Raw genomic sequence first — 22,256 nt, 5'->3', positions numbered from 1 at the left:
ACCTCTTTGATTGGGGCGGCCTTGCGCCGCCCATATTGGTCCTGCCGGCGGCTCAGTAGCCGCGGGCGGGATCCACTTCGTGCAGCGGCGGCAGACCCTGCCGGACGCGGCGAATGCTCTCCGCCACATCGCGCGCGGCCTGCTTCGGCACGGTGATGCTGGCCATATGCGGCGTGATCAGCACATTCTCCAGCGACCAGAGCGGGTGCCCCTTGGGCAGCGGCTCGGTCTCGAACACATCGAGCGTGGCTTCCCCGATCTGGCCCGAACGCAGCGCCTCGATCATCGCCGCCTCGTCGACCACCGCCCCGCGCGAGGCGTTCACGAACTTCGTGCCCTTCTGCATAAGGGCGAATTCGCGCGCGCCGAGCAGGCCGCGCGATTCCGGCGTCAGCGGGATCAGGCTGACGATGATCTCGTTGCCGGCGAGCACGCGCTCCAGCCCCTCGCGCCCGGTCTCCGAGGCGACGCCGGGAATGTCCTTGGGCGAGCGCGACCAGCCGGTCACGGTAAAGCCCATCGCCGCCAGCGTGCGCGCCGCCGGCCCGCCGAGTTCGCCGAGACCGAGCACCGCCACCTTGACCTCGGACAGCGCGCGCGGATGCACATAGTCCCATTCGCCCCGACGCTTGGCGCGCTCGAAGACCGGGATGTCGCGGGCATAGCGGGTGACGGCGAAGACCACATAGGAGGTCATCATCTGCACCATGCCGGGGTCCGACAGGCGCGAGAACGTCACCGGCGCGAGGTCGTCGCGGCGCACCAGCGCATCGACGCCGGCGCCGAGATTGGTGACCAGTTTCAGGTTCGGAAAGCGCGAGAAGAACCCCTTGGGCGGGTTCCAGCACAGGGCGTAGCGGATATCGGCGGGGTCGCCGACCGCCGGGTCGACGCGGAAATCGAGGTCGGGCAGTTCGGCGGCCAGCGCCTCGCGCCAGGCCGCGGCATCGTCGACCGCGCTGTAGAAGACCAGAGCGTCGCGGCTCATGAGATCACCGCCCCTGCGGCTGCGGCGCCGACCCCGACAGCGCGCCCGGACGCGGCCTTCCGCAAGGACAGGCAGCGCGCCGCCCATCCTGTCGCTCGTAAAGACGCCGCGCAAGCACCCTGCATCCGACCCGATCCCTCGCTGCGAAATTTTTCCTGCGAGGAAATGTCGCCTTGGATCAGTGGATAGAAAAATACTTTTAACTGTTACTCAAGATAGCAAAAGCCGATGCAGCATTCGACGGCCTGCCGCAGCGGTCAGCACGCCTTCAGCGACTTCCCGTCGGCGAGAGAAACGCGACGATGGCCTCGCCATTGGGCGCGCAACTGGCCCGCAACGTCCCCTCCTCGCGGGCGATCAGCGTTTCTCCGGGATGAACCAGCGCCGCGCCGAGCGGGTGGCCGACCTGCCATGTGCCGGTGACCGCGTGCAGCACCACCAGCCCGCCATCGGGCGCCGCCAGCAGGGGCTCCTTGTCGCCCTTGGCCGGCATCACCTGCGCGTTCCAGCGCCCGCGCCGCGTCATCACATTGAGCACCCGCACCGCCCCGTCCGGCAGGCGCGAGGAGGGCTGCTGCACGCTGTCGAAATAGAGCGGCTCAAGCCGCTTCAGCGCCCGCGTCTCATGGGCGAACACCAGTTCCAGCCGCTCCGGCGTCAGCAGGGTGATGTGCCGGTCGACCCCCGGAAAGGAGGAGAACGGCCCCTCGCTGACGATCGGGGCGAGGCTGATGCGGATGTCGAAGTTCTCCTGGCTGGCGCCGTCCGGCAGCAGCAGCACGTCCTGGGTTATGCCGCCGCCATTCTTCCACGGCGTGGTGGTGTAGTCGGAGATCTTGAGAACCTTCAATCCGCTCATCGCGTCACACTCTCCGGCGGGCCGGCCCGCGCCGTGCCTTTTCCGGGCAAGAAAATTCAGGGAGCGCGGACACTAGCGAGGCGCGGGCGGGCGCGGCAACGGCCAACTACCCGCACAACCAACAGAATGCCGATGCACGGCATAGGCGATCCCTATTCGAGGAGATCACCGCACCGTGCTGTTCGGGGAGAGCGTGCCGGGCTCGAACAGGCCGCCGGGCGAGAAGCAGGCCTTGAGATGGCGGGCGAACACCTCCACCGCCGGGCGCGGCGCCTGCCGGCGCAGCTTGAGGCTCACCACCCGCACCGGCTCAAGCGCATCGGTCAACGGCACGGCGGCGACGCGCCCGCCATCATGGGTGGTCTGGGTGCGCGGCAGCACGTTCTGGATGGTGTAGCCGCGCCCATGGCCGACCAGCCCGCGCGTCAGCTCATAGGCCTTGGAGCGGAAGGCGATCTGCGGCTCGATGCCGACCGAGCGGAACAGGCTCATGAAATAATCCCGCGAATGCGGCAGGTCGAGCAGGATGAACGGCTCGTCGCGCAGGTCGGCGAGGCTGATGCGCTCGCGCCGGGCCAGCGGGTGGTCGCGATGCAGCACCGCATAGGGCGGCAGCTCGGCGAGCTGCTCGGCCACCACCTCGTCGGGCCGGGCGAACTCATAGGACAGCGCCAGCTCGGTCCGCCCGGAGATGATGGCTTCGAGAATCTGCTGCTGGTCGCCCTCGTCGAGGCTCACCGTGATGCCCGGATGGGTCTCGGCGAAGCGCGAGAGCAGGCTCGGCATGAAATGGGTGGCGATGGTCCAGAAGCAGCCCACTGCGATCTCGCCGCGCACCTCGTCGGCCATGGCGCGGGCATTCTGCCCGAAATCGCGCGCGTGATTCAGCAGCAGCCGCGCCTCGTTGATGATCCGCGTGCCGGCGATGGTGGTCGTCACGCCTTTTGCATGGTGGCGGACAAAGACCTGGACGCCGCAATCCCCCTCGAACTGGGCAATCGCCGCGGAGATGGAGGGTTGCGACACGTTCAGGTGCTTGGCCGCTTCGGTGAGATTGCCGAAGTCGGCGGTGGCAACGACGTAGCGCAGGGCGCGGAGTGAGACATTCATCGGATTTTTCTATGCCAAACAACGAATGAAAATATTTTACCGATCCACCGGACCCGCGCAATATTTCCTCATAGGAAAAGGATGCACTAAATGATCCGTACAGGCGACGACTACCGGCAGGGACTTCAGGACGGCCGCGAAATCTGGATGGACGGCGAACGGGTGAAGGACGTCACCCAGCACCCGGCGTTCAAGCCGATCGTCGACGTCCGTGCCCGCATGTACGACATGGCGCATGAGTCCAAATATCAAGACCGCCTCACCTATGTTGAGGACAACAAGCGCAACACCATCTTCTACAAGCCGCCGCGCGAGACCAAGGACTGGACCGACAAGCTCGACGCCGTCGACGCCGTCATGCAGGATATTGGCGGTGTCGTCACACGCGTCGGCGACGAGACGATCGGCGAGGTCTGGTCGCTGATCGACGGCCGCGACGTTCTGGCGGAGTTCGACCCGCGCTTCGCCGACAATGTCGACCGGCACGTGCAGAACATCTTCGACAACGACATTTTCCATATTTCGGCCAATACCGATCCCAAGGGCGACCGCTCGCTTCCGCCCCAGGAGCAGGACCCCGACATGATGGTGCATGTCGTGAAGGAGACCGATGCGGGCATCGTGATCCGGGGAGCGAAATACGAGACGGCCGCAGCTTACGCAGACCAGGCTTTCCTGAAGCCGACCGTCGGCGCGTGGACCAGCGAGCAGCTTTCCGACTATGCGGTCGGCGGCATCATCGACATGGGCGCGCCGGGCGTGAAGCAGATCTGCCGCTCCTCCTTCGCCGGCCGCACCAACCCGAAGGACTACCCGCTCGCCAACAAGTTCGACGAGGTCGAATCCCTCGTCATCTTCGACAATGTGCTGATCCCCTGGGAGAACGTGTTCTTCTACCGCCACACCAAGGCGGCCCAGTACATCCGCGCCACGCTGCACCGCTACTCGGCCTTCCCCTATGTGCACCGCCTGCTCTATGTCGCCGACATGATGATCGGCGCGGCGATGTGGAACGCCCGCCAGACCGGCCTCGAAAAGCTCCAGTCGGTGCGCGAGAAGCTGGCCGACCTCGTCTGCTACCGCGAGGGCATCAACGCCCATCTCACCGCCTCGATCACGCTGGCGGAAAAGAGCCCCGGCGGGCTGCTGATGCCCAACCAGTCGATGCTCTATGCCGGGCGCGTCCATGCCTGCGCCAATCTGCCGGCGATGATGCACATCGCCCGCGAGCTGTGCGGCGGCCAGATCTGCGTCACCCCGAACTCCGCCGCCTTCGAGGCCGAGGGCTCGGGCCACTGGCTGAAGAAGTTCTACTCGCTGAACAAGCAGTGGGAATCGGAGGACCGGCGCAAGCTGCTCGCCTTCGCCCGCGACCTCCTGAACTCCGACTATGCTGGCCACCGGCTGACCTTCGTGCAGTTCGCGCAGGCGCCGCACTTCAACCATCTGAACGCGGTCTACAACTCGTTCGATTTCGACGGCCCGCTCGACTTCGTGCGCAAGGCGGCCGGCCTGTCGGACCGGGTGATGGGCGAGACGATCAAGGCGTAACCCTGCAAAGGATGAGCATCATGAGCCAGATCGACGCCGGCCATTTCCGCACCGCCATGGGCCGCACCGCCTCCGGCGTCACCGTGGTGACGACCGACGGCGCGGCCGGGCGGGGCGGCGTCACGGTGTCGAGCCTGTGCTCGCTGTCCATGGAGCCGCCCTCCGTGCTGTTCTGCCTGCACAAGGACAGCCGGGTGCTGCCCACTTTGCTGGAGAACGGCGTGTTCGCCGCCAACATCCTCGCCCATGACCAGCACCGCGTGGCCGACAGCTTCGCCGGGCTGATCGCGGAATATCGCGAGGACCGTTTCGCCATTGCCGACTGGGACGCGCTCACCACCGGCGCGCCCCTGCTCAAGGGCGCGCTCTGCCGCTTCGACTGCCGGATCGCCAGCGTGTTCGGTTTCGGCACGCACCACATCATCGCCGGCGAGGTGATGGCGCTGGAAACCGCCGAGACTCGCCCGCTGGTCTATTCCAACCGCGCCTATCACCACCTCAAGGTCGCCTAATCGCATGACCATTCAGGGCGTTGCCGACATCCTCACCGCGGAGCCGGACCAGCCCGCGCAGACGACGACGCAGACGACAACGCTTGCCCGCACGCGCGCAATTCTGGCCGATCTCATCGCCTTCCCGACCGAGAGCGCGCGCTCCAACCTCGCAATCGTCGACTACATCGAAGCCTATCTGGCGCGCGAGGGCATCACCGCCCGCCGTATCCCCAATGCGGATGGCAGCAAGGCCTCGCTCCTCGCCACCATCGGCCCGGAGGGGCAGCCGGGCGTGGCGCTCTCCGCCCATACCGATGTCGTGCCGGTCGCCGGGCAGGACTGGTCGAGCGACCCGTGGACGCTGACCGAACGCGAGGGCCGGCTTTATGGGCGCGGCACCAGCGACATGAAGGGCTTCCTCGCCGTCGTGCTCGCCCATGTGCCGCTGTTCAAGCAGGCAGCGACGCACACGCCGGTTCACCTCTGCTTCTCCTATGACGAGGAACTGGGCTGCCTCGGCGCGCCCGATCTGGTGGCTGAGGTCGCCGCCCTGCCGGTGCCGCCGGCGCTCTGCATCGTCGGCGAGCCGACCGCGCTCAAGGTCGCCCGCGCCCATAAGGGCAAGTTCGCCCGCCGCCTGACCATCACCGGGCGGGGCGGGCATTCCGCCCTGCTGCACCGCGCCGCCAATGCGGTGGAGGCCGGCGCCGAGATCACCGTCGGGCTCGGCGTGCTTGGCCGCTCGCTGCGCGGCGAGACCAACGAGGCCTTCGATCCGCCCTGGACCAGCGTGCATGTCGGTTCGCTGCATGGCGGCACCGCGCTCAATCTCGTGCCGGACCACGCCACGTTGGAATTCGAGGCCCGCACCTTGCCCGGCACCGATCTCGACAGCCTCAATGCCCGCATCGCCCTGATCATCGACGAGGCCCGCGCCCGGCTGCTGGCGCAGGCGCCGGAGGCCGGCATCGCAATCGCCACGCTCAGCGACTATCCCGGCCTCGACACGCCCGAAGACAGCGGCGCGGTGCGCTTTGTCGCGGCGCTGGCGGGAAGCAATGCCGCGCCCGTCACCCTCGCCTTCGGCACCGAGGCCGGGCTCTATGCGCGGGCCGGAATCCCCACCGTGGTGTGCGGGCCGGGCGATATCGGGCGCGCCCACAAGGCCGATGAATGGATCGGCCTCGACGAGCTGGCGCAGGCCGGCGCCCTGATGGTGCGCCTCGCCGGCCGGCTCGGCACGCCTCTTGCCCCTTCGGACTTCGCCCGACCCGCTTTCGCCTGAACCAGCCAGATTTCGCTGAACCAGAAAGAGTGACCGTCCATGCCGACCCACACGCGCATCCGCCCGTTCAACACCAAACAGACCTATCCCGAGCAGAAGCTGAACAACGACCTCAGCCAGGGCGTGGTGGCGCGCGGCACCATGGTGTTCCTGCGCGGCCAGGTGGCGCAGGACCTCGACACCCGCGAGAGCGTCCACATCGGCGATGCCGGCAAGCAGGCCGAGAAGGCGATGGCCAACATCAAGATGCTGCTGGAAGAGGCCGGCAGCGAGCTCGGCCATATCTGCCGCATCGTCGTTTACCTCACCGACATCCGCTACCGCGAGGCGGTGTATCTGGAAATGGGCAAGTGGCTGGGCGGCGTGTTCCCCTGCTCCACCGGCCTTGTCGTGCCCGCGCTCGCCCGCCCGGAATGGCTGGTCGAGATCGAGGTGACCGCCGTCATTCCCGACGCCGCCTGACCGGAGAGCGCGCGTGACCTTCTCCATCTCGGCCCGCTGCACCCGCACCGGCATGTTCGGCATCGCCGTCTCCTCCTCCTCCCCGGCGGTGGCGGCGCGCTGCGCCCATGCCCGCGCCGGCGTCGGCGTGGTCGCCACGCAGAACATCACCGACCCGATGCTCGGCCCGCGCGGGCTCGACCTGCTGGCGCAGGGTGTTCCGGCGGCCGAGGTGCTGGAAAAGCTGCGCGCGACCTCCGACTTTTTCGACTACCGGCAGGTGGTGATCCTCGGGCGCGACGGCCCCGCCGCCGGCCATTCCGGCACGAAGACGCTCGGCACCCACGCCATCGCCTTTGGCGCGGACGTCGCGGCGGCGGGCAATCTACTGGCCTCAAAGGACGTGCCCACCGCCATGGTCGCCGCCTTCGAGGCGATGCCCGACGCCGGCCTCGGCGACCGGCTGGTCGCCGCCATGCAAGCGGCGGTGGCGGCGGGCGGCGAGGAAGGCCCGGTGCATTCGGTCGGCATGCTCTTGGTCGACACCGTCGGCTGGCCGGTGGCCGATCTGCGCATCGACTGGTCGGACGGCGACGTGATGGCCGAGTTCGCCGCGCTCTGGGCGCTCTGGGTGCCGCAGATGGACGCCTATGTCACCCGCGCCCTCGACCCCTCCACCGCGCCCGCCTATGGCGTGCCGGGGGACGAGTGAGGGGGACCTGCGTGCTTCGAGACGCGGGGCGCCGCCCCGCTCCTCAGCATGACGACCCTTGACGCCACGTCATCCTGAGGCGCGCGCGCCAGCGCGCCTCGAAGGACGCAGAATCGACCCGCACTTCCCTCCTGCCAATCCCCCGCGAGGCCCGCATGTCCGGCAGCTCTCCCGTCACCCGCCCGGCCCTGAAGCTCACCCATGAGGGCGCGCTGACCATGCTCGCCGCCGCCGTCGCCAAGGCGAGCGAAATGGGCGTGCCGCAGAACATCAACATTGTCGACGAGGGCGGCAATCTCCTCGCCTTCGTGCGCATGGACGGCGCCAAGCTGCTCTCGCGCGAGACCTCGCTGTCCAAGGCGATCACCGCCGCCTCGCACCGCCAGCCAACCTCGCGGCTGAACCCGGCCGACGAGATCAAGCTCTCGCTCGCCGCCGGCCAGCGCCTGACCAATCTGGAAGGCGGCCTGCCGATCATCATCGAGGGTGTCTGTGTCGGCGGCATCGGCGTCGGCTCGGGCAAGGGCGCGGAAGATGTCGAGGTGGCCCGCGCCGCGCTGGCCGCCATCGGCGCACAGGACCAGATCCCATGAAGCTGATCCACGCCCCCACCTCCCCCTTCGTGCGCAAGGTGATGGTGGTCGCCATCGAGACCGGCCTCGCCGGCACGCTGGAGATCGAGTTCAACCCGGCCAGCCCGCTCCAGCGCGACCCGGCGCTAACCGGGGCCAATCCGCTCGGCAAGATCCCGGCGCTGGTGCTGGAGGACGGCACCACGCTCTATGACAGCCGGGTGATCTGCGAGTACCTCGCCGCCACCGCCGGCGACACCACCCTGTTCCCCGCGCCGGGCCCGGCCCGCTGGCAGGCGCTCACCCAGCAGGCGCTCGGCGACGGCCTGCTCGATGCCGCCATCGCCAATCGCTATGAGACGGTGATGCGTCCCGCCGAGCTGCGCTGGCCCGGCTGGACGCAGGCCCAGCTCGCCAAGGTCACCGGCGCGCTCGACGCCATCGAGGAGATGGCACAGACCGGCCTGATCGGCCTGACTGTGCACCACATCGGCCTCATTACGCTGGGCTGCGCGCTCGGCTATCTCGACTTCCGCTACGCCGATCTCGGCTGGCGCGAGGGGCGCCCGGCGGCGGCGCAATGGTTCGCCGCCTTTGACGAGCGCCCCGCCATGGCCGCCACCCGCCCACGCGAGCGCGTGGCCTGACCCTATCTTGAAAAAGCGTGCGATATCATGAGCCTAGCTCCCATCCGCCTGTTCGTCCTGAACGGCCCGAACACCAATCTGTACGGGCTCGACCCCACCGGCCCCTATGGCACGCTGACCCTTGAGGACATTGCCGAGACCTGCCGCACTCGCGCGCAAGCCCTTGGCGGAACGGTGGATTTCCGCCAGTCCAACCATGAGGGCGCGCTGGTCGACTGGATTCAGGAGGCGCGGCTGGCAGCGGACGGCATCGTCATCAATGCCGGCAGCCTGTCCTATTCCTCCATCGCCATCCTCGACGCGCTCGCCGCCGTTTCAAAGCCCGCGCTTCAGGTCCATGTCAGCAACGTCTTCAAAAGAGAGGCTTTTCGCCATCACTCCCCGCTCTCGGCGGCGGTGATGGGCTGCATTATCGGCCTCGGCCCGGAGGGTTATCCCACCGCCGTCGAGGCATTGATCCGGCATATTCGCGCCGTCTGAGGCCGCCTATGGAACGTCTTCGCGGGGTGGCGCCTTAATGGGGTAGCTTCACCCCCCGGAGGCCGTCCGATGCCCCTCCCCGACCGTCATTTACGCCGCCCCGGAGCCGCGCGATGAGCCCGCGCGCGACCTGGAAGGGCTTTCTGAAGCTCGACGAACTGGTCTGCGGCGTCGGTCTCTACACCGCTGTCTCGGCCACCGAGCGCGTCAGCCTCAACATGGTAAACCGTAAGACGGGCAACAGGTTACGCCGCCGCTTCATCGACCCCGAGACCGAAGAAGCGGTCGAGCGGGAGGACCAGGTGAAGGGCTATGAGGTGGCCTCGGGCGAGTACATCGTGCTGGAGCCGGAGGAAGTCGCGGAGGTGACGCCGCAGGGCGACAAGACGCTGGCGATCGACACCTTCCTGCCCTGCGCGCAGGTCGATGACCTCTATTTCGACAAGCCCTATTATGTCCGCCCGGCCGACGACGCCTCGCAGGCCACCTTCGCCGTGATCCGCGAAGGCCTGCGCCGCCGCAAGGTGGTCGCGCTGGCCAGCGGCGTCCTCTTCCGCCGCCCTCGCACCGTGCTGATCCGCGCCTATGATGACGGCATCATCGCCACCACGCTGAACCATGATTACGAGGTGCGCTCGGCCGATGAAATCTTCAACGATATCAAGGATGTGAAGATCGAGGGCGAGATGCTGGAACTCGCCCGGCACATCATCTCCACCAAGGCCGGCACCTTCCAGCCCGACACCTTCCACGACGCCTATGAGGCGGCGCTCGCCGAGCTGGTGCGCGCCAAGATCGAGGGCCGCCCGATCAAGGCGCCCAAGGCGCCGAAGAAGGGCAAGGTGGTCGATCTGATGGAAGCGCTGCGCCAGAGTGCCGGCATGGGCAACGACGCGGAGGCGAAGGCACCCGCGAGGAAGTCCACCCGAAAGACAGCAAAGAGCGGTGGAAAAAGCGCCGCAAAAAGCCCGGCGAAAAGCGGCACGGCGGAGCGGGGACGCGCCTCGGCCACCACGCGCAAGGCGAGCTGACACGCCATGGCCCTCGACACCTACCGCGCCAAGCGCGACTTCACCCTCACCGCCGAACCGGCAGGAGCGGAGGGCAAAGGCGCCGGCCAGACCTATCTGATCCAGAAACACGCCGCCCGCCGGCTGCATTATGACCTGCGGCTGGAGATGGACGGCGTCCTGAAAAGCTGGGCGGTGACACGCGGGCCGAGCCTGGTGCCAGGCGAAAAGCGCCTCGCGGTTCATGTCGAGGATCACCCGCTCGACTATGGCGACTTCGAGGGCACCATCCCCAAGGGCCAGTATGGCGGCGGCACGGTGATGCTGTGGGACAGCGGGAGCTGGGTGCCCAAGGGCGATCCGCGCAAGGGCTACAAGAAGGGCCATCTCGACTTAGAACTGCGCGGCGAGAAGCTCTCCGGCCATTGGCATCTTGTGCGCATGCCCAAGAGAAAGGGCGAGAAAAACGAGAACTGGCTGCTCATCAAGGCCGAGGACGAGGCCGCCCGCACCGAGGACGCGCCGGACATTCTGGAGGAAGCGCCGGACTCGGTGAAGACCGGGCGCACGCTGGACGAGATCACCGAGGGCGCCCCGGCACATAAGGGCGGGAGGAAGACGGGGGCCGCCAAGCTGCCCGATTTCCTCGCGCCGGAACTGGCGACGCTGGTCGCCAAGGCCCCGGCGGGGGCGGGCTGGATCCATGAAATCAAGTTCGACGGCTACCGGCTTCAGGCCCGCATCGACCGCAGCGCCGGGCCGAAGGGCCAGCTGCGCCTGCTCACCCGCTCGGGGCTCGACTGGACGACGCGTTTCGGCCCGGCGCTGGCCGACGCCCTGCTCGCCTTGCCGGCTCAGACCGCGCTGATCGACGGTGAACTCGTGGTGGAGACGCCGTCGGGCGCCTCGCATTTCGCCGCGCTTCAGCAAGACCTGTCGGAAGGGCGCCGTGACCGCTTTGTGTTCTACGGCTTCGACCTGCTGCATCTCGACGGCCGCGACCTCACGCGCGAGCCGCTGCTCGCCCGCAAGGCGGCGCTGGCGGCGCTGTTCAAGGACGCGCCGGCCCCGCTGCGCCTCAGCGAGCCGTTCGAGGTCGATGGCGCCACCCTGCTGCGCCATGCCTGCCGCCTCAGCCTGGAGGGGCTGGTGTCGAAGCGCGCGGATTCGCGCTACCGCACCGGGCGCGGCAAGGATTGGGTGAAGTCGAAATGCGCCGAGCGGCAGGAATTCGTCATCGCCGGCTTCGTGCCCTCCACCGCCATGGCCAACGCCATCGGCTCGCTGGTGCTGGGGCTGCATGAGGACGGCAAGCTGCGCCATGTCGGGCGGGTCGGTACCGGCTTCTCCCACCGCATCGCCGCCGATCTCTACCGCGACCTCTCCGCCCTCGCCCGCGCGCGCAGCCCGTTCGCCGATAAGCTCTCCGCCGATGCGCGGCGCGGCGTGATCTTCGTGAAGCCCGAGCGCGTCGCCGAGGTCGAGTTCCGCGGCTGGACCGGCGACCAGAACCTGCGCCACGCTGCCTTTCGCGGCATTCGCGAAGACAAGCCCGCAAGCGAGATCATCCGCGAGGAACCGGCTCCGACCTCCGTTGCCGCCCGCCCGGCGCCGCTCAAAAGCGCGGTGAAGCTCACCCATCCCGAGCGCATCTACTGGCCCGAGGACGGCATCACCAAACAGGGCCTTGCGGATTACTACGCCGAGATCTGGCGCTTCATCGCTCCCTATATCGTCGCCCGCCCGCTCGCGCTGCTGCGCTGCCCGGACGGCATCGCCAAGGCTTGCTTCTTCCAGAAACATGGCTGGCGCGGGATGAACAAGGCGATCAAGCTGGCCAAGGACAGCGATGGCGAGGAGATGCTGTTCATCGAGGATCGCGACGGCCTCATTGCGCTGGTGCAAGCGGGAGCACTTGAAATCCATCCCTGGGGCGCGCCGCTGGCGAGCCTTGAGGCGCCCGACACGATGATCTTCGACCTTGATCCCGGCCCCGGCCTTGGCTGGGCGGATGTGGTGGCCGGCGCGAAGGATGTGCGGGCCCGGCTGGAAGAGGCGGGGCTGCCCGCTTTCGTGAAGACCTCCGGCGGCAAGGGCCTGCATGTCGTTGTCCCGCTGAAGTCGGAAGCGGGTTGGGATGCGGTGAAGGGCTTCGCCAAATCGCTGGCGGAAGCGATGGCCGGGGACGCGCCGGACCGCTACATTGCCGTCGCCACCAAGGCGAAGCGCGAGGGGCGCATCTTCATCGACTATCTGCGCAACGGGCGCGGCGCCACTGCCATCGCCCCCTATGGCACGCGCGCCCGGCCGGGCGCCGGTGTCGCCATGCCGGTGGCATGGGAGGAGATCGACGCTCTCGCCAGCGCCGCCCAGTTCACGCTGGAGAACGCGCCCGCGCGGCTCGCCAATCTCGAACGAGACCCATGGACCGACTTCCGCGCCAGCGCCGCGCCGCTGCCGGAGGTGCCAAAACACCGACGCGGACGGCGCTAAGCTCATGACAGCCGCCTTTCCCTTCCTGCCGCCGGCGGACATCGAGGCTCTGCTGCGCCTTCTCATGGCGGCCGCCTGCGGCATGCTGATCGGGATCAACCGCGATCTGCGCGGCAAGCCGACCGGCATGCGCACGCTGGGCCTCGTCTGCATGGGCGCGGCGCTGATCTCGCTGACCGCCGTCCGGGTCGATGGCATGGCCGGTCACCCCGACGCGATGAGCCGCGTCGTGCAGGGCATCATCCAGGGGGTGATGACCGGCATCGGCTTTCTCGGCGCCGGCGTGGTCCTGCGCAATCACCGCGATCTGGAAATCCATGGCCTGACAACGGCCGCCACGGTCTGGGTCACGGCGGCGCTGGGCGTGGCCTGCGCGCTGGCCACCTGGCACCTCATCGTCCTCGCCCTTGTGGTGACGCTGGTGCTGCTCGCTCTGGTCCTGCCGCTGGAGCGGATGATCGAATCCCGGGCGGAAGACCCGAAGCCGGCCGAGCCCAAACCGACCCCGCCCTCGACAAACCGGGAAACCACGGACGCGCCATAGGGCTATTTGCGCGGGCGGACGCCCTTCTCGCTGGCGAGGCTCCTCTTCAGCGCGTCCATGATGTTGACAACATTGGTCGGGGCCTCCGGCGCCTCCTTGCCCTTGCGGGCGCGCGGCGCGCGGCGCTGCTTCTTCTTGCTGGCGATCAGCGCCTTGAGATTGTCCTGCAGCGGATCATGGACGAGGCTCGCCTCCCATTTGCGCGTGCGCCGGTCGATCAGCTTGGCGACGAGATCGACCAGCTCGCTCTCCGGCTGCGCGTCGATATCCTCGAAATAGCCCTCCGGCGGGCGCACTTCCTCGGCATAGCGCAGGGTCCAGACCACGATGCCGCGCCCGCGCGGTTCCAGCATCACCGGCCGTTCGCGGCGATAGAGCACGAGGCGGGCGATGCCGACCGTTCCGGTCGCCGCCATCGCCTCGCGGATGACGGCGAAGGCCTCCTCGCCGACCGGATCGTTCGGCAGGAGGAAATGCGGCTTGTCGTACCAGAGCCACTGCACGCTGTCGGCAGGGGTGAACATCTCGATGTCGATGGTGCGGGTGCTCTCCAGCCCCACCGCGTCCAGTTCCTCATCCTCCAGAATGACGAACTCGCCCGGCCCGCGCTCATAGCCGCGCGCCTGATCGTCGTCATCGACCGTCCGGCCGGTCTCGTCGTCGACATAGATGCCCTCGACCCGGTTGCCGGAGGCGCGGTTGAGCGTGTGGAAGCGCACCTTTTCGGCGTCGGATGTCGCGGACATCATCGTCACCGGGCAGGTGACGAGCGAGAGCTTGAGATAGCCCTTCCAGAAGCTGCGCTGCGCCATCCCGCTTCCCCCTATCGATCCACCGGTCGCCGGTTTCAACGTGAGCGGAGCACCGTCGGTTCCGTCGCGCAGACGCGCGGCGGAGCTTTGTGACAGACAGTTGACAGAGGCTTATACTCAGTTCTAGCATAAGTGGTCTGCCGGGCGTGAGCCCGGTATTGTTTGGCCCGAGTTATACTCATAACGAGCATAAGGGAGGACGCGATGCTGGACATGCCCATCGCCGCCCGTGCCGACCACGCCGCCGACAGCATTGCCGGCGCCGCCACCGCCTTTGCCGGGGCACCTGTCAGCCTGCCGCTGCCCCATCTCTATGCGCGTGTCGCCAAGCACATCACCCCCGCCGAATGGCCGCTCATCGCCCGCGAGGTCGAGGCCATCGAGCGGCTGAAGCGCGAGCGCAACGCCGTCGTGCTCGGCCACAACTATCAGGCGCCGGAAATCTTCAACACGGTGGCCGACATCGTCGGCGACAGCCTGGCGCTGGCCCGCGAGGCCGTAACGGTCGATGCCGATGTGATCGTCATGGCCGGCGTTCATTTCATGGCCGAGACCGCCAAGCTGCTGAACCCTTCCAAGACCGTGCTGATGCCGGACATGAGCGCCGGCTGCTCGCTCGCCGACAGCATCACCGCCGCCGATATCCGCCTGCTGCGCCAGCATTATCCGGGCGTGCCGGTCGTCACCTATGTCAACACCTCGGCTGAGGTGAAGGCCGAGAGCGACTATTGCTGCACCTCCGGCAATGCCGTGAAGGTGGTGCGCGCCGTGGCGAAGGAATGGGGCGTTACCCGCATCCTCATGCTGCCCGACGAATATCTCGCGCAGAATGTCCAGAAACAGGTGCCCGAGCTGGAGCTGATCGCCTGGAAGGGCCATTGCGAGGTGCATGAGCGTTTCACCCCGCAGGACATTCGCGATCTGCGCGAAAACCATCCCGGCGTGGTCGTGCTCGCCCACCCCGAATGCCCGCCCGAAGTGGTCGCGGAGGCCGATTACGCCGGCTCCACCGCCGGCATGGCGGATTATGTGCGCGACGAGAAGCCGGCCCGCGTGGTGCTCATCACCGAGTGCTCGATGGCCGACAATGTCGCGGTGAACCATCCCGACGTCGAGTTCGTGCGCCCCTGCAATCTGTGTCCGCACATGCGCCGCATCACGCTGGCGAACATCCGCCGGGCGCTGGAAACCATGAGCCCGCAGGTCGAGATCGACCCCGCCCTCGCCGTCCGCGCCCGCGCGGCGGTGGAACGCATGCTCGCCCTCAGCTGATCCCCGTTCGGGAGCACCATCCGTGAACCATTCGCCTGACACGATCGTCGTGGTCGGCGGCGGCGTCGCCGGCCTCGCCACCGCCCTGCGCCTCGCGCCGCTGCCGGTGACGCTGGTCGTCGCCGCCCCGCTCGGCGCCGAGGCCGCCACCGGCTGGGCGCAGGGCGGCATCGCCGCCGCCATCGGCGCCGACGACCGGCCGGATTTCCACGCCATCGACACGCTCTCGGCCGGCGCCGGACTCTCGCAGCCGCCGGTGGCGCGGCGCGTCGCGGGTGCCGCGCCCGCCGCCATCGACTGGCTGCTGGAGATCGGCACGCCCTTCGACCGCAATCCCAATGGCAGCCTCGCGCTGGGGCTGGAGGCCGCCCATTCGCGCCGCCGCATCGTTCATGCCGAAGGCGACGGCACCGGCCGCGTGGTGCTGGAAACCCTCACCCGCGCCGCCCGCGCCTGCCCGTCCATCACGGTGATCGAGGGTGTGCGGGCCTGTGAGCTTCTGAAGGACGAGACCGGCCGCGTCGCCGGCGTCGCGCTGCGCGACCGCGAGGCGCGGGTGCAGGCGCTCCCCGCCCGCGCCATGGTGCTGGCGACCGGCGGGCTTGGCGGGCTCTATGGCTCGACCACCAACCCGCTCGGCGCCGTCGGCTCCGGCCTCGCACTGGCCGCCCACGCAGGCGCGGTGCTGCGCGACATGGAGTTCGTGCAGTTTCACCCGACCGCGATGGCGGTCGGCGCCGACCCGATGCCGCTCGCCACCGAGGCGCTGCGCGGGGAAGGCGCCAGGCTGTTCAATGCGCGCGGCGAACGCTTCATGCTGGACGTGCCCGGCCAGGAGCTCGCGCCGCGCGATGTCGTGGCGCGGGCCATCTTCGCGGAGATCGCCACCGGGCAGTCGGTCGTGCTGGACGCCCGGCTGAAAGATATCGCGGCACGCTTTCCCGGCGTGGTCGCGCTGTGCCGGGCCCATGGGCTCGACCCGGCGGCGGCGGCGATCCCGGTGCGCCCGGCCGCGCATTACCATATGGGCGGCATCGCCGTGAATGAAGCCGGCCGCGCCAGCGTGCCGGGCCTGTGGGCCTGCGGCGAAGTCGCCTCGACGGGGCTGCATGGCGCCAATCGGCTGGCCAGCAACTCGCTGCTGGAAGCCCTCGCCTATGCCGGCTGGATCGCCGCCGACATTGCCGGCGAGGATGCCCGCCCCGGCACGCCCACGCCCGCCGGCCCGGCGCGTCCGCTCTCCCCGGCTCGCGCCGAGATCCGGGCGCTGATGGACCTGAAAGTGGGCGTCATCCGCAACGCCGCCGGGCTGGAGGAAGCCGCCGCCCGCCTCGGCACGATCGCCGACCGTGACGGCGACGACCTCTCCCTCGTCGCGCTGATGGTCGCGGAAGCGGCGTTGCGCCGGGTGGAAAGCCGTGGCGGCCATTACCGCGCCGACCATCCCACCCCCGCGACAGCGGCCCGGCATTCCGAGACGCGGTTCGAGGACGCCTCACGCACCGCCGAGGTGCGGCGGGTGGCGTGAGAACACCGGCGCCTTTGCGGCGCACCGTCATCCTGAGGTGCCCGGCATAGCCGGGCCTCGAAGGATGTCCCTTAGTCCCATCCTTCGAGGCTCGCTCCGCTCGCACCTCAGGATGACGTTGCCTTCGCAGGAATACCCGCCATGCTCACGCCCCTCCTATCGCCCCTGCCCCGCCTGCTGGTCGAACCCATCGTGCGCGCCGCGCTGCTGGAAGATCTCGGCCGCGCCGGCGACATCACCACCGATGCGGTGGTGCCGGCCGATGCGCGCTTCACGGCGGTGATCGCCTCGCGCCAGAGCGGCGTCATCGCCGGCATCGACGCGGCGGTGATCGCCTTCAACCTGATCGACCCGTCTCTCACGGTAACGGTCGAGCGCGGCGACGGCAGCGCGGTGGCACCGGGTGACGTGGTGCTGCGGCTGGATGGGTCGGCCCGCGCCATCCTCACCGCCGAGCGCGTGGCGTTGAACATCGCCTGCCGCATGTCCGGCATCGCCACCGCGACCGCCGGCCTCGTCGCCATCGCCCGCCAGCATGCCCCGTCCCTTGGCAAGGCGCGGATCGTCTGCACCCGCAAGACCACGCCCGGCCTGCGCGCGCTGGAAAAACACGCGGTGAAGGCCGGCGGCGGCTCGAACCACCGCTTCGGGCTCGATGATGCCGTGCTGATCAAGGACAACCACATCGCGGTGGCCGGCGGCGTCATCCCCGCCATCCGCGCCGCCCGCGCCCATGCCGGCCATCTCGTGAAGATCGAGGTGGAGGTCGACACGCTGGCCCAGCTTCACGAGGCGATGGCGGAGGGCGTCGACGCGGTGCTGCTCGACAACATGACGCCGGAGCAGCTCACGGAGGCGGTCGGCATCGTCGGCGGGCGCGCGCTCACCGAAGCCTCGGGTCGCGTCTCCGCCGAAACGGTCGGGCCGATCGCCGCGAGCGGGGTGGACCTCATCTCGGTCGGCTGGATCACCCATTCCGCGCCGATCCTCGACCTCGGGCTGGATGCGGCGCAGGCGTGAGGCTGGCGCCGCGATTTTCAACCCTCCCCTCCCAAGGTCGCACCCTCAACCTGCCGTGAGCAGCCGAACTGCCCTTGAAACGGGCATGCTTTTGTGCGATGCATATAACCGTCTGATAATGACTATGCGGGAGAGATCGACAGTCCTCCCGGACACGTGTCGACGCCGACGGAGCAACCCCCCAGGAAACTCTCAGGCACCACGGACCGCATAGACAGGACGATCTGGAGAGAGGCGTCGGCGCATCGCGCTAGGACGTCCACCGAAGGGGAAGCCCGCGTCGCCCGGCTATGCTGGACGTCTCGGGGCGAGCTCTCAGGTACCGCGACAGATTGGGGACAGTCGGCCAGGAAACGCGGTGTTGCCGCGACCATGGCCTTGTCGTCCTCAAGCGCGGGAGTTCCCCATGCGCCATATTGCTGTTGTCGGCGCCGGCATCACCGGTATCACCACCGCTTACGCCCTCACCGAGAAGGGCTATGACGTCACCGTCATCGACCGTCACCGCTATGCGGCGATGGAGACCTCGTTCGCCAATGGCGGCCAGCTCTCCGCCTCCAATGCCGAGGTGTGGAACTCCTGGTCTACGGTGCTCAAGGGCATCAAGTGGATGCTCACCCCCGACGCGCCGCTGCTGATGAACCCCAAGCCGTCCTGGCACAAATATAGCTGGATGGCCGAGTTCCTCGCCAACATCCCCAACTACACGGCGAACACGGTCCAGACCACACGCCTCGCCATTCAGGCGCGCAACCATATGTTCGACATCGCCAAGCGCGAGGGGATCGACTTCAACCACGAGACCCGCGGCATCCTGCACATCTACCGCGACAAGGCGGCGCAGGATAATGCCCGCCTCGTCTCCGGCCTCTATGCGCAGGGTGGGCTGGAGCGCCGCGAGGTGACGCCGGACGAGATCCGCGCCATCGAGCCGACGCTGCACGGCCAGTTCTATGGCGGCTTCTACACCCCCTCCGATTCGACCGGCGACATCCACAAATTCACCTTCGGCCTCGCCGAAGTCTGCCGCGCCCGCGGCGTGCGCTTCGTCAACGAGGCGGCGGTCGAGCGCATCACCCATACCGGCCGCGGCCCCGATGGCACCGGCGTCGAGATCGCGCTGACCCTGCTGCCCGACGAGGAAGATGCCGCCCCGCAGCGCGAGGTGATGAGCTTCGATGCGGTGGTGGTGTGCGCCGGCGTCGGCTCGCGCGCCATCGCCGCCAGCCTCGGCGACCGGGTCAACATCTATCCGGTCAAGGGCTACTCGATCACGGTGATGCTCGACGATGAGCGCAGCCAGCAGGCGGCGCCGTGGGTCAGCCTGCTCGACGACAAGACCAAGATCGTCACCTCCCGCCTCGGCAAGGACCGCTTCCGGGTCGCCGGCACCGCCGAGTTCAACGGCGAGAACCGCGACATCCGCTCCGACCGCATCCGCCCGCTGACCGACTGGGTGCGCAAGCTGTTTCCGGGCGTCTCGACCGAGAAGGTCGTGCCCTGGGCGGGCCTGCGCCCGATGATGCCGGACATGATGCCGCGCGTCGCCGCCGGCAAGAAGCCGGGCGTGTTCTACAACACCGGCCATGGCCATCTCGGCTGGACGCTGTCCTGCGCCACCGCCGAGATCATCGCCGCCAAGGTCGCCGACGCCATGCCCATCGAGACCCCCGCCCCGATGCTGCGCATGGCCGCCGAATAGGTTCACCAACCCCGCCCCGGGCCTTCCAACCGTCCGGGAAAATTGGAGCCGTTCCCTTCCGGCTCCCACCCCGCCTCCGGCGCACATCCGGGGGCGGGGTTTTTCTTGTGGAGATAGGACGTTCTCAGAGAAGACGCTTCCTCAGAGAAGGCGCTTCGACAACCCTACCCGGCCTACAGCCGCACGCTCCGCAGCCGCAGCGCGTTGGCGATGACGCTCACCGAGGAGAGCGACATGGCCAGCGCCGCCACCATGGGCGAGAGCAGCAGCCCGAAAATCGGGTACAGCACACCAGCGGCGATCGGCACGCCGGCGGCGTTGTAGGCGAAGGCGAAGAACAGATTCTGCCGGATGTTGCGCATGGTCGCCTGCGAGAGCCGGCGCGCCCGCACGATGCCGCCGAGATCGCCACGCAGCAGCGTCACCCCCGCGCTCTCGATGGCGACATCCGTGCCCGTCCCCATGGCAATGCCGACATCGGCGCCGGCCAGCGCCGGCGCGTCGTTCACTCCGTCGCCGGCCATGGCGACCACGCGGCCCTCGGCGCGCAGCCGTGCCACCACCGCCGCCTTCTGGTCGGGCGCCACCTCGGCCTCGACCTCGGTGATACCGAGCCGGCGCGCCACCGCCTCGGCCGTGGTGCGGTTGTCGCCGGTCAGCATGACGACGCGAATACCCTCGGCCGCGAGATCGGCCAGCGCCTGCGCCGTCGTCGCCTTGATCGGGTCGGCAATGGCGATTGTGGCGGCCAGCGTGCCGTTGACCGCGATGAAGATCGCGCTTGCTCCCTCGCGCCGCAACTCATCGGCCGGGGCCGCGAGCCCGCTGGCGTCGATGCCGAGTTCGCGCAGAAACGCCGCGCTGCCGAGCACCACCCGCTTGCCCTCGACCAGCCCATAGGCACCCTTGCCGACCGGTGAGTCAAAGCCGCGCACCTTGGGTATCGCGATCCCGCGCGCCTGCGCCGCGTTCACGATGGCCTGCGCCAGCGGATGCTCGGAGGGCTGCTCGACAGCGGCGGCGAGACGCAGCACCTCGTCTTCCGCAAAACCCTCCGCCGTAACGATCCGGGTCACCGAAGGCGCGCCTTCCGTGAGCGTGCCGGTCTTGTCGACCACCAGCGTGTCGATCCGCTCCAGCCGCTCCAGCGCCTCGGCGTTCTTGATCAGCACGCCCATCTGCGCCCCGCGCCCCATGCCGACCATGATCGACATCGGCGTGGCAAGGCCCAGCGCGCAGGGGCAAGCGATGATCAGCACCGCCACCGCCGCCAGCAGCGCGTGGGAAAAGCGCGGCTCCGGCCCGAACGTTGCCCAGGCGGCGAAAGCCAGCAGCGCGCAGCCGACGACCAGCGGCACGAACCAGCCGGCGACGCGATCGGCGAGGCGCTGGATCGGCGCGCGCGAACGCTGCGCCTCCGCCACCATCTGCACGATGCGCGCGAGCAGGGTGTCGCGGCCGACCTTCTGCGCGACGATGACCAGCCCGCCGGAACGGTTCAGCGTGCCGCCGATCACCGCGTCGCCCTCCGCCTTGGTGACGGGCATGGATTCGCCGGTGACGAGTGCCTCGTCGACCGCCGAGCGGCCCTCCGCCACCTGCCCGTCCACCGGCACTTTCTCGCCCGGCCGCACGCGCAACCGGTCGCCGACCATCACCTGATCGAGCGGGATCTCCGCTTCGCTGCCGTCGTCATTGAGGCGCCGCGCGGTCTTGGGCGCGAGGTCGAGCAGGGCTTTCAGCGCGCCGGAGGTCCGCTCGCGCGCCCGCAGTTCCAGCACCTGGCCGAGCAGCACCAGCACGGTGATGACCGCCGCCGCCTCGAAATAGACCGCGACGGACCCATCCGGGCCGCGGAAGGTCGCCGGGAACAGGCCGGGGGCCAGCACGGCAACGAGGCTGTAGCCATAGGCGACGCCGGTGCCGATGGCGATCAGCGTGAACATGTTGAGATGGCGTGTCACCACCGACTGCCAGCCGCGCACGAAGAAAGGCGCGCCGGCCCACAGCACCACGGGGGTCGCCAGCACGAGTTGAACCCAGGCGGAGATGGCCGGCGGCACGAGGTGATGCAGGGCGGGGATCAGATGCGCGCCCATTTCCAGCGCGAAGACCGGCAGGGTCAGCGCCAGGCCGATCCAGAACCGGCGGGTCATGTCGATCAGTTCGTGGTTCGGCCCGTCATCAAGGCTGACCAGCATCGGCTCCAGCGCCATGCCGCAGATCGGGCAGGTGCCCGGCCCGATCTGCACGATCTCCGGGTGCATCGGGCAGGTGAATTCCGTCCCCTCCGGCACCGGCTCCGCGTCCGGCCGGCCCTCCAGATATTTGCCGGGGTCGGCCATGAATTTGGTGCGGCAGCCATTGCAGCAGAAATAATAGGTGCGCCCGCCATGCTCGGCCCGGTGCTGGGCCGTGTGCGGATCGACATCCATGCCGCAGACCGGATCCTTGGCCATGTGGGCGTGCCCGCAACCGGCAGGGTCATGCGCGTGGTCGTGAGAGGCGTGGTCGTGCCCCGCCTCATGCCCCTTCCCGCCGCAGCATGCGTGGTCCTGCGCATGGCCGGGCCCGCTGGCAGGGGCATGATGGGCGGGCTCGGGTCGAGGGTCGTGGTTACCGGACCCACCGCAGCAGCCGCCCGTTTTGGTGGCGGTTTTGGCGGCGGCATCGGCCGGCGGCACCGGCTCATGCCCGTGCTTATGCTCGTGCTCTGCCATGACACCCTCCTTCTGC

The 22,256-nt window shown here is 68.6% G+C and carries 20 protein-coding genes and 2 riboswitches; of the genes, 15 read left to right on the top strand and 5 right to left on the bottom strand.

Translation table 11 applies throughout. The features are described from left to right. Positions 1–52: 52 nt before the first annotated feature. The 3 genes from KIP89_RS16490 to KIP89_RS16480 form a co-directional block, all read right to left on the bottom strand. Positions 53–988: a 2-hydroxyacid dehydrogenase gene (locus KIP89_RS16490; protein WP_213756688.1), complete on the bottom strand. Its 936-nt coding sequence runs from the start codon at positions 986–988 to the stop codon at positions 53–55. A gap of 268 nt (positions 989–1,256) precedes the next feature. Continuing rightward, on the bottom strand, positions 1,257–1,847 hold the full coding sequence (locus KIP89_RS16485; RefSeq protein WP_213756687.1) for a HutD/Ves family protein: 591 nt from the start codon (positions 1,845–1,847) through the stop codon (positions 1,257–1,259). 165 nt (positions 1,848–2,012) lie between these two features. Then, positions 2,013–2,957, bottom strand: a complete 945-nt coding sequence (locus KIP89_RS16480; RefSeq protein WP_213756686.1) for a LysR family transcriptional regulator — start codon at positions 2,955–2,957, stop codon at positions 2,013–2,015. Positions 2,958–3,047: 90 nt separating this feature from the next. On the opposite strand from KIP89_RS16480, the gene KIP89_RS16475 reads away from it, so the two are divergent. The 11 genes from KIP89_RS16475 (at position 3,048) to KIP89_RS16425 (ending at position 13,186) form a co-directional block, all read left to right on the top strand. Beyond that, entirely contained in the window at positions 3,048–4,508 is a 1,461-nt protein-coding gene (locus KIP89_RS16475; RefSeq protein ID WP_213756685.1) for a 4-hydroxyphenylacetate 3-hydroxylase family protein, read from the top strand. 20 nt (positions 4,509–4,528) lie between these two features. Beyond that, entirely contained in the window at positions 4,529–5,020 is a 492-nt protein-coding gene (locus tag KIP89_RS16470) for a flavin reductase family protein (RefSeq protein ID WP_213756684.1), read from the top strand. 4 nt (positions 5,021–5,024) lie between these two features. Further along, a complete protein-coding gene (argE, locus tag KIP89_RS16465) occupies positions 5,025–6,287 on the top strand; it encodes an acetylornithine deacetylase (RefSeq protein ID WP_213756683.1) in 1,263 nt (420 codons plus the stop codon). A gap of 39 nt (positions 6,288–6,326) precedes the next feature. Continuing rightward, a complete protein-coding gene (locus tag KIP89_RS16460; protein ID WP_213756682.1) occupies positions 6,327–6,749 on the top strand; it encodes a RidA family protein in 423 nt (140 codons plus the stop codon). 13 nt (positions 6,750–6,762) lie between these two features. Then, positions 6,763–7,440, top strand: coding sequence for a DUF1028 domain-containing protein (locus tag KIP89_RS16455; protein WP_213756681.1), 678 nt, complete (start codon positions 6,763–6,765; stop codon positions 7,438–7,440). 155 nt (positions 7,441–7,595) lie between these two features. Next, positions 7,596–8,033 carry a GlcG/HbpS family heme-binding protein gene (locus KIP89_RS16450; protein ID WP_213756680.1) on the top strand — a complete coding sequence of 146 codons (438 nt, stop codon included), beginning with the start codon at positions 7,596–7,598 and terminating at the stop codon, positions 8,031–8,033. Continuing rightward, complete coding sequence (locus tag KIP89_RS16445) at positions 8,030–8,659, top strand: glutathione S-transferase (protein ID WP_213756679.1); 630 nt, start codon at positions 8,030–8,032, stop codon at positions 8,657–8,659. Before KIP89_RS16450 ends, KIP89_RS16445 begins: the two co-directional genes overlap by 4 nt. A 27-nt stretch (positions 8,660–8,686) precedes the next feature. After that, the gene (locus tag KIP89_RS16440) at positions 8,687–9,139 is read left to right on the top strand and encodes a type II 3-dehydroquinate dehydratase (RefSeq protein ID WP_213756678.1); all 453 of its coding nucleotides are present in this window, start codon (positions 8,687–8,689) and stop codon (positions 9,137–9,139) included. Between the two features lie 113 nt (positions 9,140–9,252). Beyond that, complete coding sequence (gene ku, locus KIP89_RS16435) at positions 9,253–10,170, top strand: non-homologous end joining protein Ku (protein WP_213756677.1); 918 nt, start codon at positions 9,253–9,255, stop codon at positions 10,168–10,170. 6 nt (positions 10,171–10,176) lie between these two features. Next, complete coding sequence (gene ligD, locus KIP89_RS16430) at positions 10,177–12,642, top strand: DNA ligase D (RefSeq protein WP_213756676.1); 2,466 nt, start codon at positions 10,177–10,179, stop codon at positions 12,640–12,642. Positions 12,643–12,646: 4 nt separating this feature from the next. Then, a complete protein-coding gene (locus tag KIP89_RS16425) occupies positions 12,647–13,186 on the top strand; it encodes an MgtC/SapB family protein (RefSeq protein WP_213756675.1) in 540 nt (179 codons plus the stop codon). Positions 13,187–13,188: 2 nt separating this feature from the next. On the opposite strand, the gene ku (KIP89_RS16420) is transcribed toward KIP89_RS16425, so the two are convergent. Beyond that, positions 13,189–13,998, bottom strand: a complete 810-nt coding sequence (gene ku, locus KIP89_RS16420) for a non-homologous end joining protein Ku (RefSeq protein WP_213756674.1) — start codon at positions 13,996–13,998, stop codon at positions 13,189–13,191. Positions 13,999–14,202: 204 nt separating this feature from the next. Between ku (KIP89_RS16420) and nadA the strand changes: the two genes are divergently transcribed. The 4 genes from nadA to KIP89_RS16400 all read left to right on the top strand — a co-directional run bounded on the left by nadA (position 14,203) and on the right by KIP89_RS16400 (position 19,520). Beyond that, complete coding sequence (gene nadA, locus KIP89_RS16415; protein WP_213756673.1) at positions 14,203–15,270, top strand: quinolinate synthase NadA; 1,068 nt, start codon at positions 14,203–14,205, stop codon at positions 15,268–15,270. Positions 15,271–15,292: 22 nt separating this feature from the next. Next, on the top strand, positions 15,293–16,798 hold the full coding sequence (locus KIP89_RS16410; protein ID WP_213756672.1) for an L-aspartate oxidase: 1,506 nt from the start codon (positions 15,293–15,295) through the stop codon (positions 16,796–16,798). A gap of 141 nt (positions 16,799–16,939) precedes the next feature. After that, a complete protein-coding gene (nadC, locus tag KIP89_RS16405; protein WP_213756671.1) occupies positions 16,940–17,818 on the top strand; it encodes a carboxylating nicotinate-nucleotide diphosphorylase in 879 nt (292 codons plus the stop codon). Between the two features lie 117 nt (positions 17,819–17,935). Continuing rightward, positions 17,936–18,037: riboswitch (glycine riboswitch) on the top strand. A 1-nt stretch (position 18,038) separates the two neighbouring features. Beyond that, positions 18,039–18,153: riboswitch (glycine riboswitch) on the top strand. A 71-nt stretch (positions 18,154–18,224) separates the two neighbouring features. After that, entirely contained in the window at positions 18,225–19,520 is a 1,296-nt protein-coding gene (locus KIP89_RS16400) for a D-amino acid dehydrogenase (RefSeq protein ID WP_213756670.1), read from the top strand. Positions 19,521–19,693: 173 nt separating this feature from the next. Here the strand turns inward: KIP89_RS16400 and KIP89_RS16395 are convergent, their stop codons facing one another. Continuing rightward, positions 19,694–22,240 (bottom strand): heavy metal translocating P-type ATPase, encoded by a 2,547-nt coding sequence (locus KIP89_RS16395; protein WP_250152577.1) that lies wholly within the window; start codon positions 22,238–22,240, stop codon positions 19,694–19,696. Between the last annotated feature and the right edge of the window lie 16 nt (positions 22,241–22,256).

This window comes from Ancylobacter radicis (assembly GCF_018449475.1).
In the GTDB taxonomy this organism is placed as follows: domain Bacteria; phylum Pseudomonadota; class Alphaproteobacteria; order Rhizobiales; family Xanthobacteraceae; genus Ancylobacter; species Ancylobacter radicis.
Note: the sequence above shows the minus strand (reverse complement) of the source record. Positions and strands in the feature narration are given on the sequence as shown.

Bases quoted from the DNA above. Each gene is read 5' to 3' on its own strand.
- KIP89_RS16490 (WP_213756688.1), bottom strand. From the start codon at position 988: ATGAGCCGCGACGCTCTGGTCTTCTACAGCGCGGTCGACGATGCCGCG.
- KIP89_RS16485 (WP_213756687.1), bottom strand. From the start codon at position 1,847: ATGAGCGGATTGAAGGTTCTCAAGATCTCCGACTACACCACCACGCCG.
- KIP89_RS16480 (WP_213756686.1), bottom strand. From the start codon at position 2,957: ATGAATGTCTCACTCCGCGCCCTGCGCTACGTCGTTGCCACCGCCGAC.
- KIP89_RS16475 (WP_213756685.1), top strand. From the start codon at position 3,048: ATGATCCGTACAGGCGACGACTACCGGCAGGGACTTCAGGACGGCCGC.
- KIP89_RS16470 (WP_213756684.1), top strand. From the start codon at position 4,529: ATGAGCCAGATCGACGCCGGCCATTTCCGCACCGCCATGGGCCGCACC.
- argE (WP_213756683.1), top strand. From the start codon at position 5,025: ATGACCATTCAGGGCGTTGCCGACATCCTCACCGCGGAGCCGGACCAG.
- KIP89_RS16460 (WP_213756682.1), top strand. From the start codon at position 6,327: ATGCCGACCCACACGCGCATCCGCCCGTTCAACACCAAACAGACCTAT.
- KIP89_RS16450 (WP_213756680.1), top strand. From the start codon at position 7,596: ATGTCCGGCAGCTCTCCCGTCACCCGCCCGGCCCTGAAGCTCACCCAT.
- KIP89_RS16445 (WP_213756679.1), top strand. From the start codon at position 8,030: ATGAAGCTGATCCACGCCCCCACCTCCCCCTTCGTGCGCAAGGTGATG.
- KIP89_RS16440 (WP_213756678.1), top strand. From the start codon at position 8,687: ATGAGCCTAGCTCCCATCCGCCTGTTCGTCCTGAACGGCCCGAACACC.
- ku (WP_213756677.1), top strand. From the start codon at position 9,253: ATGAGCCCGCGCGCGACCTGGAAGGGCTTTCTGAAGCTCGACGAACTG.
- ligD (WP_213756676.1), top strand. From the start codon at position 10,177: ATGGCCCTCGACACCTACCGCGCCAAGCGCGACTTCACCCTCACCGCC.
- KIP89_RS16425 (WP_213756675.1), top strand. From the start codon at position 12,647: ATGACAGCCGCCTTTCCCTTCCTGCCGCCGGCGGACATCGAGGCTCTG.
- ku (WP_213756674.1), bottom strand. From the start codon at position 13,998: ATGGCGCAGCGCAGCTTCTGGAAGGGCTATCTCAAGCTCTCGCTCGTC.
- nadA (WP_213756673.1), top strand. From the start codon at position 14,203: ATGCTGGACATGCCCATCGCCGCCCGTGCCGACCACGCCGCCGACAGC.
- nadC (WP_213756671.1), top strand. From the start codon at position 16,940: ATGCTCACGCCCCTCCTATCGCCCCTGCCCCGCCTGCTGGTCGAACCC.
- KIP89_RS16400 (WP_213756670.1), top strand. From the start codon at position 18,225: ATGCGCCATATTGCTGTTGTCGGCGCCGGCATCACCGGTATCACCACC.
- KIP89_RS16395 (WP_250152577.1), bottom strand. From the start codon at position 22,240: ATGGCAGAGCACGAGCATAAGCACGGGCATGAGCCGGTGCCGCCGGCC.